The 14,382-nt window shown below is 67.5% G+C and carries 13 protein-coding genes; 3 read left to right on the top strand and 10 right to left on the bottom strand.

From position 1 onward, the window contains the following. Positions 1-176 precede the first annotated feature (176 nt). Genes AC1DY5_RS18390 through AC1DY5_RS18400 form a run of 3 tightly spaced genes read right to left on the bottom strand, consistent with a single transcriptional unit; the run spans position 177 to position 3,607 of the window. Positions 177-1,172, bottom strand: a complete 996-nt coding sequence (locus AC1DY5_RS18390; protein ID WP_478113593.1) for a Bug family tripartite tricarboxylate transporter substrate binding protein — start codon at positions 1,170-1,172, stop codon at positions 177-179. Positions 1,173-1,218: 46 nt separating this feature from the next. Beyond that, positions 1,219-2,547 (bottom strand): MFS transporter, encoded by a 1,329-nt coding sequence (locus AC1DY5_RS18395; protein ID WP_478113595.1) that lies wholly within the window; start codon positions 2,545-2,547, stop codon positions 1,219-1,221. A gap of 7 nt (positions 2,548-2,554) precedes the next feature. Continuing rightward, a complete protein-coding gene (locus AC1DY5_RS18400) occupies positions 2,555-3,607 on the bottom strand; it encodes a lactonase family protein (RefSeq protein WP_478113596.1) in 1,053 nt (350 codons plus the stop codon). A 99-nt stretch (positions 3,608-3,706) separates the two neighbouring features. Between AC1DY5_RS18400 and acnA the strand changes: the two genes are divergently transcribed. The 3 genes from acnA to AC1DY5_RS18415 are packed head-to-tail and all read left to right on the top strand — an operon-like array spanning position 3,707 to position 8,049. After that, entirely contained in the window at positions 3,707-6,355 is a 2,649-nt protein-coding gene (gene acnA / locus AC1DY5_RS18405) for an aconitate hydratase AcnA (protein WP_478113612.1), read from the top strand. A 28-nt stretch (positions 6,356-6,383) separates the two neighbouring features. Then, positions 6,384-7,280 (top strand): GntR family transcriptional regulator, encoded by an 897-nt coding sequence (locus AC1DY5_RS18410; RefSeq protein WP_478113597.1) that lies wholly within the window; start codon positions 6,384-6,386, stop codon positions 7,278-7,280. 10 nt (positions 7,281-7,290) lie between these two features. Then, complete coding sequence (locus tag AC1DY5_RS18415; RefSeq protein ID WP_478113599.1) at positions 7,291-8,049, top strand: ABC transporter substrate-binding protein; 759 nt, start codon at positions 7,291-7,293, stop codon at positions 8,047-8,049. A 37-nt stretch (positions 8,050-8,086) separates the two neighbouring features. Here the strand turns inward: AC1DY5_RS18415 and AC1DY5_RS18420 are convergent, their stop codons facing one another. From AC1DY5_RS18420 to AC1DY5_RS18450, 7 genes are all read right to left on the bottom strand, one after another. After that, positions 8,087-9,718, bottom strand: coding sequence for a flavin-containing monooxygenase (locus AC1DY5_RS18420; protein ID WP_478113600.1), 1,632 nt, complete (start codon positions 9,716-9,718; stop codon positions 8,087-8,089). Between the two features lie 159 nt (positions 9,719-9,877). After that, a complete protein-coding gene (locus AC1DY5_RS18425; protein ID WP_478113602.1) occupies positions 9,878-10,087 on the bottom strand; it encodes a hypothetical protein in 210 nt (69 codons plus the stop codon). Positions 10,088-10,246: 159 nt separating this feature from the next. Next, positions 10,247-10,921: a nucleotidyltransferase family protein gene (locus AC1DY5_RS18430; RefSeq protein WP_478113604.1), complete on the bottom strand. Its 675-nt coding sequence runs from the start codon at positions 10,919-10,921 to the stop codon at positions 10,247-10,249. 1 nt (position 10,922) lies between these two features. After that, positions 10,923-11,810: an XdhC family protein gene (locus AC1DY5_RS18435; RefSeq protein WP_478113605.1), complete on the bottom strand. Its 888-nt coding sequence runs from the start codon at positions 11,808-11,810 to the stop codon at positions 10,923-10,925. Positions 11,811-11,842: 32 nt separating this feature from the next. After that, positions 11,843-13,000, bottom strand: a complete 1,158-nt coding sequence (locus AC1DY5_RS18440) for a VWA domain-containing protein (protein WP_478113607.1) — start codon at positions 12,998-13,000, stop codon at positions 11,843-11,845. A 5-nt stretch (positions 13,001-13,005) separates the two neighbouring features. Then, a complete protein-coding gene (locus tag AC1DY5_RS18445) occupies positions 13,006-13,911 on the bottom strand; it encodes an AAA family ATPase (protein WP_478113609.1) in 906 nt (301 codons plus the stop codon). Positions 13,912-13,918: 7 nt separating this feature from the next. Further along, positions 13,919-14,382, bottom strand: a 464-nt coding sequence (locus AC1DY5_RS18450) for a CoxG family protein (protein WP_478113611.1), incomplete at its 5' end; no start/stop codon positions are given.

Here is a 14,382-nt window from a genome sequence, read left to right on the forward strand (position 1 = left end):
CGTCCCGGGCGCAGACTCGGTACTGCTCGATCTCACGATGCCCCTGCACAACACCGAAGACGCGCGCCGAGGCCGAACGGCTCGCGCCGACGCAATGAAGCGCGGTGTCGAACCCGAACCCGTCATCTTCCTCGGCCGCTGAGGGAGCCGGACGAGCGACCCTGTCCAAGGCGCCCTCATTCGATCTTGATGTCGCGTTCCTTGACGAGCTTCGACCACTTGGCGCTTTCGCTGTCGATGAACGACGCAAACTCCGCCGGCGTCCCGCCGCCCAGCTCGTTGCTCTGCGACAGGATGCGGTCCTTGATGTCGGCGTGATTGATCGCCTTGACGAAGGCGGCGTGCAGCTTGGCGACGATCGCAGGAGGTGTTCCCTTCGGCGCGATGTAGCCCATCCAGTTCGAGACCTGCACTTGCGGGTAACCGGCTTCCGCGAAGGTGGGCACGTCGGGCATGCTCGACAGCCGCTTCGCGGAAGTGACGGCGATGGGGCGTATCTTGCCTGCCTGGATCGAGGGTTGCGCGGCGCCGGTTTGCTCGAACATCAGGTCGACCTGGCCGGCCAGCAGCGCGTTGGACGCCGGGCCGCCGCCCTTGAACGGAACGCCCACCATTTCAATGCCTGCAGCGCTTTCGAACAGCTCGGCCGACAGGTGATGGGCTCCCCCGGGGCCGGCGTTGGCAATGTTGAGAGAGCCCGGCTTGGCCATCGAGGCTGCAACCACTTCCTTTACGGTCTTGTAAGGCTTGTCCGAAGGGGTCACGAGGACGAGCGGACTCTTTTCAAGCAGCACGATCGGCACGAAGCTCTTCGGGTCGAAATTGACCTTCGGGTAGATCGAGGGGTTCACCGCCAGCGGGCCGAAGCTGYCCATGCCGATCGTGTAGCCATCGGGCGCGGCGCGGCTGAGCATTTCGATGCCGATGTTGCCGCTCGCGCCCGGGCGGTTGTCGACGATCACCGGCTTTCCAAGGATGGTGCTGAGCTGCAGCGCCACCAGGCGCGTCTTCACGTCGGTGTTACCGCCGGCGGCGAAGGGCACGATGATCGTGATCGCCTTGTTGGGATAGTCGCTGCCGCCGGCTTGTGCCTGTGCCGACGCGTGAAGCGATGCCGTAATCGCAATCGACGAAGCAACGATTGCAAAGAATTTCTGAAGGCTTGATGACATGGTGAGTCTCTCTGTAGTTGGAGGAAATCGGGTCGGACGCGGGAAATCAGGTCCGGACTGGCTCGGCGGCAGTCGCGGCGGAGCTCTCTCCGCCGGATGACAGCCGCATGAACAGCGTCATCAGGAATGAGACGGCCAGCAGCGCGGCCAGGAAGACCAGCCCGCTGGTCGCGCTCTTGCTCGTGCCCTTGATCAGCCCGATCGCATACGGACCGACGAATCCGCCGAGATTGCCAATCGAGTTGATGACCGCGATCGATACGGCCGCGGTGGATCGGCTCAGGAAGAGCGTCGGCAATGCCCAGAAAGGCGACTTGAAGGCGTAGTGACCGGCAAGCRCGACGCTGATCAATGCGATAGCGCTGAAAGGATTGCCGACCAAGCCCGCGCCCAACAGCGCGACCGCTGCCAAGGCCAGAGGAAGAGCGGCATGCAGCCTTCGTTCGCCTCGGCGATCCGAGCTGCGCGACCAGGCCACCATCGCGATCGTCGCCACGATGTACGGGACCATCGCGATGAAGCCGATCTGCGAGTGGGTCAGCTTGTCGGAGAAGCCCTTGATGATCTGCGGCATCCAGTAGCCGACGCCGAGGCTGCCGCACTGGTAGACGAAATAGATGAACGAGAGGTACAGCACCTTGCCGTTGCCGATGGCCTGCATCACGGAGAGGTGTTTGACGTTCTTGCGCGACTGCTTGTCGCGCTCGAGCTCGGCAACGAGCCAGGCCTTCTCGTCAGGCTTGAGCCACTTGGCCTGCTCCGGCTTGTCGACCAGGCGCAGGAAGCAGACGACGCCGAAGAACACCGCTGGAATGCCTTCGAGAAACAGCATCCAGCGCCAGCCGCTCCAGCCGAACCAGTTCACGTGGTCCATGATCAGCGTGCTCAGCGGCGCGCCGATGATGTAGGACACCGGAATGGCGGCGGTGAAGAGCGCGACGGTGGTGGCCAGCTCCTTCGAGCGGAACCAGTAGGTCAGGTACACGATGATCCCGGGAAAGAAGCCGGCTTCGGCAACGCCGAGCAGGAAGCGCAGGATGTAGAGCTGCGTGGCGTTCTGCACGAACGCGGACATCGCGGCCAGCACGCCCCAGCTGATCAGGATGCGCGCAATCCAGACGCGCGCACCGTACTTGTTCAGCATCACATTGCTCGGCACCTCGAAGAGGAAATAGCCGATGAAGAAGATGCCGGAGATGAAGCCGAAGGCCTCGCTGCTCAGTGCGAGCTCGGCGTTCATCTGCAGCGCTGCGTAGCCGATGTTGGCGCGATCGAGGTACGAGATGATGTAGAGCAGGAAGACGAAGGGGATGATCCGCAACGTGATCTTGCGGACCACGGCCTTCTCTTCCGCGGGGGTGAAATTTGCAGTCATGGGAACCTCAGGAAGAAAAGACCATGCAGACCGGGCTGCCCGACTTCACCGATGCACCGGTGGGCGCTAGCGTTCCGGCCTTCGGATCGATGGCCAGGGTCACGATCGAATCGCTGTCCTCGTTGAGCGCGAACATGAAGCGACCATCCGGCGACAGGGCAACGAAGCGAGGCGTCCTGCCTTGGGTGGGCACGGCCTCGATGAACTTCAGCCCGCCGGTCACCGGATCGATGCGGAAGACGGCGACGCTGTCGTCGCCGCGGTTCGATGCGTAGAGAAATCGTCCCTGCGCATCGATCTGCAGTTCCGCCGCACGGCTGTTGCCCGTGAACGTCTCCGGCAATGCCGAGACGATCTGGAAAGGCGCGAGCGCGCCGGTCTCCGGCGTCAGGCGATAGGCGGTGACCGTCGAATCCAGTTCGTTGACGACATAGGCAAGCGCTGCCTTGGGGTGGAAGCGCAGGTGCCGCGGTCCCGCGCCTTCGCGCGTCGCGACGAAGGGAGGGACTGCAGGCGTCAGGCGTCCTTGCTCGAAGCGGAACGTGAACACCCGGTCGAGCCCCTTGTCGGGCACCATCACGAAGCGGCCGCTCGGATCGAAGGCGTTGAAATGAGGCTTGGACTGCTTCTGTTCCACCCGGTGCGGCCCGATCGGACCTTCGAGCGTGACAAGCTGCGTCAACCCTCCCAGGGATCCATCCGGATTCACCGGCAGCACGGCCAGGCTGGCGCCGATGTGGTTGGACACCACGAGGAAACGCCCCGAGGGATCAAACGCCAGATGGACGGGGTTCGTGCCCTGCGTGCTCTGACGGTTGATCAAGCTCAAGCGGCCGGTCGCGCGGTCGACCGCGAAGGCGCTCGCTTCRCTCTCGTCGCCATGCACCGTGTAGAGGAATCCGCCATCCCGACTCAGCGCGAGGAAGGACGGATTGACCAGGTCTCGAATGGTATCGACCGGCTGCAAGGTGCCGCGCTCGGTATCGACCTTGAAGATGCTGATGCCGTCGCCCCGCGCATTGCGCTCGCGGGTGGTTCGACTGCCGACGTAGGCGTACATGGGTTTTCCTTGGGGGCTGAGCGACGCGAGGGGCTTCGCCGGTCACTAAGGGTTTGCACTCAATTGCATTTTATTGATGAAAAATGCAAACTAGAAGCTATGGAAAACACTGATACGCCGCCCGTCGTCCAAATCGCCGTTGCGGGGCGCAGCTACAGCGCGTTGGATTTACGGGCTCTGTGCGGCGAGAAGCTCAGCGCCCTGCCGGTGGTTCTGCGCCTGCTCCTGGAGAACGTCGCCCGCAACACGGAAGGCGCCGAGAGACAGGCTGCGATCGAGGCCTTGCTGGCCTGGACGGAATCGGGAACCAGCCAGGCGGAGATCGCCTTCCAGCCCGGACGGGTGCTGATGCACGACACCACGAGCACGCCGGCGCTCGTCGACCTCGCGGCCATGCGCAGCACGCTGGCAGAGGCCGGCGTCGACCCCTCAGTGCTCAACGCCAGCCTGCCGGTCGATGTGTCGGTGGATCATTCGCTGGCCGTGGAAGCGTTCGCGCGCCATGACGCCCCCGAACTGAACATGGCGTTCGAGATCCGCCGCAACGCGGAGCGCTATTCGTTCCTGCGCTGGGCGTCGAAGGTGCTTCGCGGCGTGCGCATCAATCCGCCGGGCACGGGAATCATGCACACCATCAACCTGGAGCAGCTGGCGACGGTCGTCACGACCGAAGTCCGGGACGGCTCGACCTGGCTGGTGCCGGACATGATGATTGGCACCGACAGCCACACGCCGATGGTCAACGGCATCGGCGTGCTGGGTTGGGGGGTCGGCGGCCTCGAAGCCCAGACGGTCATGTTCGGCATGCCGACGATGCTGCGCATTCCCGACGTGATCGGCGTGCGCCTCACCGGAGAACTGCRGCCGGGCGTGCTCGCGACCGACCTGGCGCTGACCGTCACGCAGCGTCTGCGCGCCATCGGCGTCTCGGGGGAGTTCGTCGAGTTCCATGGCCCCGGAGTCTCGACACTCACGGCCGGTGACCGCAGCGTAGTGGCCAACATGGCGCCGGAATACGGGGCGACCACAGGCTTCTTCCCGGTCGATCGACACACGCTCGACTACCTCGAGGCGACCGGCCGCTCTTCGGCGCACATCGCGAATGTCGAAGCCTTGACCCGGGCGACGGGCTTGTGGTTCGACCCGGGCTGCGAGCCGAGGTACTCGCGCACTCTCCACATCGCGCTCGATGCCATCGGCATGCACGTGGCCGGCCCTCGCCGCCCCCAGGACCTGCTCGGGTTCGGGGACACCAAGTCGAGCCTGGCGGCGCTCCACTTCGAGCCGTCCACCCCGGATGCGGTGATGCCGCGCCACCCGGTGGCCATTGCCGCCATCACGAGTTGCACGAACACGTCCGACCCGCGACTGCTGATCGCGGCCGGCCTGGTGGCGCGCAAGGCCCGCGCCTTCGGTCTGAAGGCACCCGCCTGGGTGAAGACATCGATGGGTCCGGGCTCGCCCGCGGCCGCGGCGTACCTGGAGCGCGCCGGACTAACCGAAGACCTTGCGGCTGTCGGTTTCGACATCGTCGGTTATGGCTGCACCACCTGCATCGGCAATTCCGGCCAGCTGCCGCAGCCGATCCAGGATGCGATGGGCCGTCATTCGATCTACCCGGTGGCGGCGCTGTCGGGCAACCGGAATTTTCCGGGCCGCGTGCATCCGGATCTGGAACTCGGCTTTCTCATGTCACCCCCGCTCGTGATCGCCTTCGGCCTCGCCGGCGACGCCGAGCGCGATTTCAGGGTGGATACGATTCAGACGAGCGCCCACGGGAAGGCGGTGTACCTTCAGGATCTCTGGCCCTCGGCACAGGAAATCGACGCGCTGCTGCAACGCTCGCAGGATCCGGCCGACTACAAACGCGCCTTTGCGATCGCCACCGGCAACCCGCTGTGGCACGCACTCGAGGCCCCGGAGTCCGAGCTGTACCCCTGGGATCCTGCATCGACCACCCTGCGACGGCCGCCATTTGCCGCCCTGACCGAAGGCAGCATGCTCGGCCGCTACGACGCCTATCCGCTGCTCGTCGTCGGCGACGATATCACCACCGACCACATCTCCCCGGCCAGCGCGATACCCAGGGACAGCCGGGTCGCCGATTTCCTCGTCGAACGCGGTGACGAYCGGAATGACCTCAACGTCTTCGCATCGCGGCGTGGCAACTGGGAGGTGATGGTGCGCGCGGCGTTCCACAGCAAGACCTTGAAGAACCTGCTGGCGCCGGGTGCGCCCGTGGCTCATACCCTGCACGTCCCGAGCGGCGAAGTCATCCCGCTGTGGGACGCAGCTCAGCGCTATCGCGCTGCAGGGGAATCGGTGGTGCTGGTCGCCGGAGAACGGTACGGCACCGGGTCGTCACGCGACTGGGCGGCCAAGGGGCAGCGGCTGCTCGGTATCCGCGCCGTCCTGGCGAACAGTTTCGAGCGGATCCACCGCTCGAACCTGATCGGCATGGGCGTCCTGCCGCTGCGCATGCCGGCGGCGATGACACCGCTGACGCTGGATCTCAAGGGGGGAGACCGGATCGAGATCGACGCCAGGCCGGAAGCCATCRAACCCCGCGGCCTCGTTGATGTCGTCATTCGCCGAGCGGACGGTCGCTCTGAAAACTACCAGACGACCGCGGCCGTCGAGACCCGGCTCGAGGTAGAACTCCTGCGTGCGGGTGGCGTGATTCCGTCCACCTTGCGCAAGATGATGACCAGGCACCGTCTCACCGAAGCCGCGACCGCTGCCGCGTAAGGTGAAATGGGAGGGGAAAATGCTGTCCATGCGGCCCGAACAATCCCTCGCTTCACAGATTCTCGACCTCATCAAGACCGACGCCATGCCGGCCGGCAGCCATTTGCCTGCCCAGTCGCTGGCCGACCGTCTGCGCGTGTCACGCTCGCCGATCAACGACGCACTGTCCTTGCTGGCCGACAAGGGCGTGCTCAGGCGGGAGCCGAATCGCGGCTATTTTCTGGTCCAGGCGATCGGTGAAAACGTCAACGCACTGACGGAAAAGCTGGGCCTTGCCGAGTCGGACGTGGTGACGGCCGTCTATTTCCGGATCGCCGACGACCGCCTGCGAGGGGTGCTGCCGGGAGAGTTCTCGGAGGCCCTGATCAAGCAGCGCTATGGCCTGACGCCGGCCCAGCTCCATGCGGTGCTGGGCCGCATTTCAAACGAGGGCTGGGCCGAGAAAAAGCCCGGCTACGGATGGGAGTTCTCGTCCATGCTCACGACCGCCGACAGCCTGTTGCAGTCCTATCGGCTGCGCCTGGCGCTCGAACCTGCCGCGCTGCTCGAGCCCAACTATCGTCTCCCCGCCCATGTGATCGCGCGCTGCCGGGCGGCCGAAAAGCATCTGCTCGAAGGCGGGATCGAAACCGACACGGCCGACCAGTTGCACGACCGGGGCGTGCGCTTCCACGAATCGCTGGTGGAGGGGTCCGGCAATGCCTTCTTCATCGACACGATACGTCGCGTGAATCGCGTGCGACGCCTGCTGTCGTACCGCTCGATGCAGGATCGCAGCCGGTACAAAGAGCACTGCCAGCAGCACCTGCATCTGCTGGATCTTCTCGAAAGCGGCCGCAACGAAGAAGCGTCGCAGGCGATGCGCGAGCATCTGTCCAGCACGCTGCGGAACATGCAAAAGATAAGCAGCATCCTTAAAACCTGAGTCTTCCAATATGAACATCGACCCCGCCGTCGTCAAGGCATTGACGCCACATGGCGTTCTGCGCGCCTCCATCAACCTCGGCAATCCGATTCTTGCCCACGCCGACCCGGCGACTGGCAGACCCGGCGGCGTGTCGGTCGACCTGGCCCGTGCCTTCGCGCAGCGGCTGGGCACCGATCTCGAACTGGTTGTCTTCGATGCCGCCGGCAAGTCGGTCGATGCGGTCGCCGACGAACGGGCCGACATCGGGTTTTTCGCGATCGATCCTGTGCGCGGCGCGCACATTGCCTTCACCGATGCCTATGTCCTGATCGAAGGCAGCTACCTCGTTCGCGACGCATCGCCTCTGCACCACAACGACGAGGTCGATCAGGCGGGTTTCCGCGTGACGGTCGGCAAGGGGAGTGCCTACGACCTCTACCTGACGCGCAAGCTGCAGCATGCGCGGATCGAGCGCGCGCCGACGTCGCCGGCCGTGGTCCGCACCTTCCTCGAGCAAGAGGCGGATGTCGCTGCCGGCGTGAAGCAGCAACTGGAAGCGGACAGCCGAGCGCTTGGCGGACTGCGGCTGCTGCCCGGCCGCTTCATGGTGATCCGCCAGGCGATGGGCACGCCCAAGTCGCGCGGCGACGCCGCCGCCCGGGCCCTGCGTCTATTCGTTGAAGACATGAAGGCGAATGGGTTCGTGGCCGACGCGCTGCAGCGCCACGGGATCGAGGGTGCGTCGGTCGCGCCGATTTCGTCGGCGCCCGAGCTGGGTCCGATCTGACGCGAGACGCCGGCCGATTCCGGCGTTCCACCGCCCCTCAGCCCAGCGCGAAACCCTCGTAGCCCCGATCGGCGACTGCGGCGCACCATTCCGCATAGGCCGGGAATCCGCCCGCCAGCGGCATGAACATGCGCGGCTTGCCCGGGATGTTGGCGCCAAGGTACCAGGAATTGCAGCTCAGGAACACCGTCTGCCCAGCGACCGCGTTGACATGCGCGACCCAGGCGCTTTCGGCCTCGTCGGTGGCCTCGATCGTGGCGTGGCCCTGCGCATCGAGCCATGCGATGCACTCGGCGATCCAGTCCACGTGATGCTCGATCGAGAGGATCACGCTGGTGAAGGCCGCGGCGCTGCCCGCGCCGGCGATGTGGAACAGGTTCGGGAAGCCGGCCACCGTCAAGCCCAGGTAGTTCAGCGGCCCGCCGCGCCACTTGTCCTGAATGCGCAGGCCGCCGCGGCCGCGCAGGTCCAGCCGCATCAGCGTGCCGGTGACGGCGTCGAAGCCGGTGGCCAGCACCAGCGTGTCAAAGGCGTGCTCGCGCCCGCCGGTCCGCAGTCCGCCCGGGGTGATAGCCTCGATCGGCTGCTCGCTGACGTCCACCAGCTGCACGTTCGGCCGGTTGAAGGTTTCGTAGTAGTCGTCGGCCACGCACATCCGCTTGCAGCCGATGGGCTGGTGCGGCGAGAGCAGCGCCGCCGTCGCCGGGTCGCGGACCTGCTGGCGGATCTTGCCGCGCACGAACTCGGCCGCCAGCGCGTTGGCCCGCAGGTCCGTCATCAGGTCGGCGAAGGCCCCGAGCAGGCTAAAGCCGCCGACGCGCCAGCGGGCCTCGAACGCCGCCTCACGCTCCTCGAGGCTCGCAGCCAGCGCCGAGGCCGGGTTCATCGGCAGCTCGCAGCCGAAGCCGGTGCGCATCTGGCGGTTGCGGGCGCGAAAGCCCGGGTAGTCGGCCTTCACGCGGGCCTCCTGCGCCGGGTCCAGAGGCCCGTTGTGGGCCGGCACCACGTAGGCGGCGGTACGCTGGAATACGGTCAGCGATGCCGCCTGCTGCGCGATGCGCGGGATCACCTGGACCGCCGAGGAACCCGTGCCGATGACGCCCACGTGGCGGCCGCCGAAATCGACCGGCGCATGCGGCCAGTCGGCCGTGTGCAGGACCGGGCCGGCGAAGGTCTCCAGGCTGGGAAAGGCCGGCGTATTCGGTGTCGACAGCGGCCCGCTGGCCAGCACGACGAAGCGCGCGCGCCAGGTCTGCGCCGCGCCATCCTCGCCCGTGCTGCCGACCTGCCAGCGCTGAACGTCGTCGTCGAAGCGGGCCGACGTCACGCGGGTGTTCAGGCGGATGCCAGTGCGAAGATCGAAGCGGTCCGCCACGTGGTTGGCGTAGCGCAGCAGTTCGGGCTGCGAGGCATAGCGCTCGGTCCACTGCCATTCCTGCTGCAGAGGCTCGCTGAACGAGAACGAGTATTCCAGGCTCTGGATGTCGACGCGGGCGCCCGGGTAGCGGTTGGCGTACCAGGTGCCCCCCACGCTGGGTGCGGCCTCGAGCACCAGCGCCGACAAGCCCATCGCACGCGCCTTGTGCAGCATGCAGAGGCCACCGAAGCCGGCACCGACGATCAGCAGGTCGAGCGGCGCATGGGAATCGGCGAAGCCTTGCGTGGTCATGCGGTTCTCCTGGGCCGGGGATCGGCGAAGACCCCGTTGTTGCCACCGGAACGGACTCCCCATGAGGCGATGGCCAGGGCGGCGCCAGTATGCAGCGCGGTCGAACGGCTGTCGATGGGCCCCGCCGAAAGGTTCTGAAGCGGCCCCAGCCGCACTGGATCAGTTCGTTCGGACCCGAGGCATGTCGACTTCGATGCCAATGAGGGCGCGCGCGAACAGGTAGTTGTTGCGCGCCCGCTCGCTCATGCTGTCCATGTCGACGTGGCCTTCGGCATCGCAGGGGAAGGCCCAGCCACGGCCTGGCCGGAACAGTGACTGAAAACACAGCTCGTAGCATGGGCCAGGCTGCGAAGCGGGTGTCGGGTTCATGGCGTGCTCCTTGGTGACGACTGCTGATCGGCAGCGTGCGCGCCTGTCATTGCAGGCGGATGTTGGGGCAGCGCCTTTGCATTACATCTGAAATTCGTACGCCAATTCACAGCGGCGGACACCAGCGCGTAGCCGATCCGGCGCAGCGCATCGCGGCCGTCAAGCCATCGCGGGTGGCACCGGCCAGCGAAGCACGTGACCCGTGCGCTCGGAGAAGCGCTCGAGGTCGGCGGGCGTGTCGATGTCGACCCGATAACGCTGGTTGTCGGTGTCGAGCCAGAACACCCGCTCGGGGTTGGCCTCGCGCCAGCGGCGGCAGGCGCCATTGGCATCCCCGGCCAGCCACTGGTCGCGCAGCGCGGCTTCGAAGATGACCGGATTGCCCGGCTCGCCCTGCACGCGGGGCACCACCATCGATGCCTCCCCGCGCTTCTTGAAAGCGCCGATCAGTGCCGTGATGTCCTGCGCGTTGACCATCGGCTGGTCGGCCAGCGCGACGACGACGGCGTCGAGCTTTCCGCCGAGCGCCTGCAGGCCGATGCGCACCGAGGAGGCCTGGCCGTCGTCCGGCAACGGATTGCGCGCCAGGGTCACCGGAAAGTCGCGCACGCTGGCCTCGATCGCCTCGGCGTGATGGCCCAGCACCACGACCACCTCGTCGACACCGGCGCCCGACAGCGCGATCAGCTGGCGCCGGATCAGCGGCACGCCGCCGAGTTCGAGCAAGGCCTTGGGCCGTCCGCCGAGCCGGCTGCCGGYGCCCGCTGCCAGCAGCACTGCACCCACCACGAGGCGCGAATAGAGCCCGCCGCCGCCCTTGAGGATGCAGCCCATGTCAGCCTCCGCAGCACGGCGACCTGGCCGGCAGCGCAGCGACCGCCGGACCCACGCCCACGGCTTCTTTCACCGCATGCGCCTCGGGCAGCGTGGCGGACTGGCGCCGGTTCGACACCACCGCCGCCAACACCGACAGCGCAATCTCCTCCGGCGTCGACGCCGATATCGGGTAGCCCGCCGGCGCCACGATCGCGGCCACGGCTGCCGCATCGGCACCCGCAGTGATCAACGAATCCTTCAGCACCTGGGCCTTGCGGGCGCTGGCGACGAAGGACACCTGGCGCGCATTCAACGATAGCGCCAGCCCGAGTGCCTGCAGATCACGGCGCCCCTGCGTCGCGATGACGACCCAGGCGCCGGCTCCGACCTGCGGGCCGACCGTGGCCGCATCGTCGCGGTCGATGACGCGGCAGGCATCGGGATGGTCTGCCGCCTTCGCGCCCTGGGCGACCAGCGTCACCGCGAAGCCGACGCGCGGCCCGAGCTGCACCAGGCTGGCCGCCACCGGCGAGTTGCCGATCACCACGAGTTCCGCGCGCGGCAGCAGCGGGTCGACGAACAGCTCCAGCGTGCCGCCGGAGTGGCAGGCCATGCCGAACTCGAGCACGTCGCCGAGATCGCGCTCGTGGCCCTCCTCGGCCGGCGCGATGCGGATCATCCGCGCCCGGCCGTCGGCCAGCGCCTGGCGCACCGTGCGGATCACCGCCGGCTGCGCGCAGCCGCCACCGACCCAGCCGTGCATCTCGCCGTCGGCGGTGACGACCGCCTTGTCGCCCGGATGCGCGGACGCCGGCGGCAGCGCCTTGATGACGCTGACCAGCGCGCAGGGCGTACCGGCCTGCTGCAGCCGGCGCGCGGCCTCGAAGACGGTGTCTGCGTTGCTCATGTCATCTTCTCCTTCAGGGGGATGCCCGCGATTCATCGCAGGTGCTTCGCGAGATCGGCAAGATCACGCAGACTGTTGAGACGCGAGAAGCCGTCCACAAGTTCGCGTTGCCCGATCACCGCCTGCATCGACTGCGATGCCGGCGGGGCCTCGGACGGATGAAACCAGTGCACCCGCGCACCGCGCGCCCGAACGCGCGCCAGCTCTTGCGCCAAGCGTTCCGGCGGATCGGCATCGAAGCCGTCGGACAGCACCCAGACGCGCGCGTTGCGCTGCAGCTGTGCGCGCGCATGCACCGCGTGGAAATCCGCGACGCTGGTCGCGATGCGGGTGCCGCCGCCGAAGCCGGCCGTCACCGCGTTGACCTTCTCCTGCACCGCGGCCGAGTCGCCGCGCAGCAGCGGCGTGACCTCGGCCAGACGCGTGTGGAAGACGAACACCCGCGCATTCATCGCGGCCACGAAGGCGCGGGCGATGCGCAGGAAGAGCTGGGCATGGGTTTCCATCGACCGGCTGACGTCCACCAGGATGAAGAGCCGCGGCCATTCGCGCCGGGCCGCGCGCCATGCCGGATGGACCGGCAGCCCGCCGGTGCGCAGGCTGGCGCGCAGCGTGCGCCGAACGTCGAGGCGGCGGCCCTGCGCATCGTCGTGCCAGCGCCGCGTCAAGCGCTTGCGCAGCCGCCGCGCGATCCGCTCGGCCAGGCTCTGCAGCAACGCCAGATCCTGCGGCAGCCATCGCGACAAGGAGCGGTCATGCAGTGCCTCGGTCCGGCTGGCGCCGCCTTGCGCGCGCTGCAGCGCCGCCGGGTCGTCGACGACGGGCGGCGCGTCGAGCGCGGTGTCGGCCAGGCCGTGGCTGGCCGAGGGTGCACCGCCCTCCATGCGCTCGTGCAGGCTCTTCACCACCTGCTGCAGGCTGCGGCTCGCCCGGGTCTGCCCGCTGAGCTTCGCGCGGCCCCTGACGCGCTGCGGATACCAGTAGCTTTCGAACAGCTCGGGCCAGCGCCGCCAGTCGTTCGCGTCGTGGCAGGCGATTGCGCGCCAGGCCGGATCGAGCCGCGCTGACCGCTCCAGCGGCAGGTGCAGCGCCGCCTGCACGAAGGCCTGCTGCTCCGCGATGCCGACTTTCATGCCGTGGTCGCGCAGCAGCGCGGCGAAGCTGGCGATGCTTTCGAGCGGGCGCGCCACGGTGTTCATATCGGTTGGGGTGTCTTCTCAGCGACGCCGACCGTTCGCCGACCTTCGATCAGCTGCCGCAGGCGATCCTCGCCGAGCTGGAAGCGGTCCTCGCGCGTCTTGACCAGGCAGGCCAGCGTGGCGACGAGCGCATGCGGGTCCTCCGGCAGCGCCACGAACGACAGCCGGTGCAGGGCACGCACCCAGTCGAGCGACTCCGCCACGCCCGGCTTCTTGGCGAGGTCCTCGCGCCGCAGCCGCTGCACGAAGTCCACCGCCTGCTCGACCAGAGCGCCCTCGGCCTCGGGCAAGGTGGCCCGCACGATCGCGATCTCGCGCGCCAGGCTCGGGTAATCGAGATAGTGGTACAGGCAGCGCCGACGCAGCGCATCCGACAGCTCGCGCGTGCCGTTGCTGGTTAGCACCACCTGCGGGATGTGCCTGGCATGCAGGGTGCCGAGTTCGGGCACCGTGATCTGGTAGTCGGCCAGCACTTCGAGCAGGAAGGCCTCGAAGGCCTCGTCGGCGCGATCGATCTCGTCGATCAGCAGCACGCAGGGCTGCTCGCTCGAGATTGCCTGCAGCAGCGGCCGCTCCAGCAGGTAGTCGCGCGCGAACAGATCGGACTCCTTCAGGCCCTGGGGCTGGGTCTCGCCGAGGCGGATCGCTAGCAACTGGCGGCCGTAGTTCCACTCGTAGGCCGACTGCGACAGGTCGAGGCCTTCGTGGCACTGGAGCCGAACCAACGCCTGCCCCCGGGCCCGCGCCAGTGCCCCGGCCAGCGCGGTCTTGCCGACGCCGGCGTCGCCCTCGACCAGCAGCGGCCGCTCGAGCTCGCCGGCCAGCCACAGCGTGGTCGCCAGGCTCTCGTCGGCGATGTAGCCGGCGCGGTGAAGCGACTCTCGCAGCTCGGCGTCGGTCATGGCGGGCTCAGGCGCGCTTGCCAAACAGGCTGGCCACCCAGCCCTTGACCAGCTGCCAGAAGATCGCCAGCGCATTGATCTCGCCGGCCTTGGCGGGCACATCCGCGGGCGCCGGCGCGGGGGCGGGCGCCGCCTGCGGCAGCGGCAACGCTGCCGCCGCGACTCGGAAGTTGTCGACGAACTGGCCGAGCAGCATGTCCGACACCTGCACCATCAGCCGGCCGCCGAACTGCGCGAACTTGCCGTTGACGATCACCTCGGCATGGCCCACCAGCACCGAGTTGCCGGCCGTCTCGCCGGCCTCGATGATGGCCGTGAGCTTCATCGACGCCGACGAGCCGCCGCGGTCCGATCCCTTGCCCAGCAGCTGCAGCGTCTGGTGCGGCTGGTCGAGCGCCAGCACTTCGATGTCGCCCGCGAAGGCCGCACTGGCCGGTCCCACCTTGATCTTGACGCTGCCCTTGTAGTGCG

The sequence above is a fragment of the Variovorax sp. P4_D9 genome (assembly GCF_056401695.1).

Bases quoted from the DNA above. Each gene is read 5' to 3' on its own strand.
- AC1DY5_RS18415 (WP_478113599.1), top strand. From the start codon at position 7,291: ATGAACATCGACCCCGCCGTCGTCAAGGCATTGACGCCACATGGCGTT.
- AC1DY5_RS18410 (WP_478113597.1), top strand. From the start codon at position 6,384: ATGCGGCCCGAACAATCCCTCGCTTCACAGATTCTCGACCTCATCAAG.
- AC1DY5_RS18445 (WP_478113609.1), bottom strand. From the start codon at position 13,911: ATGACCGACGCCGAGCTGCGAGAGTCGCTTCACCGCGCCGGCTACATC.
- AC1DY5_RS18420 (WP_478113600.1), bottom strand. From the start codon at position 9,718: ATGACCACGCAAGGCTTCGCCGATTCCCATGCGCCGCTCGACCTGCTG.
- AC1DY5_RS18435 (WP_478113605.1), bottom strand. From the start codon at position 11,810: ATGAGCAACGCAGACACCGTCTTCGAGGCCGCGCGCCGGCTGCAGCAG.
- AC1DY5_RS18425 (WP_478113602.1), bottom strand. From the start codon at position 10,087: ATGAACCCGACACCCGCTTCGCAGCCTGGCCCATGCTACGAGCTGTGT.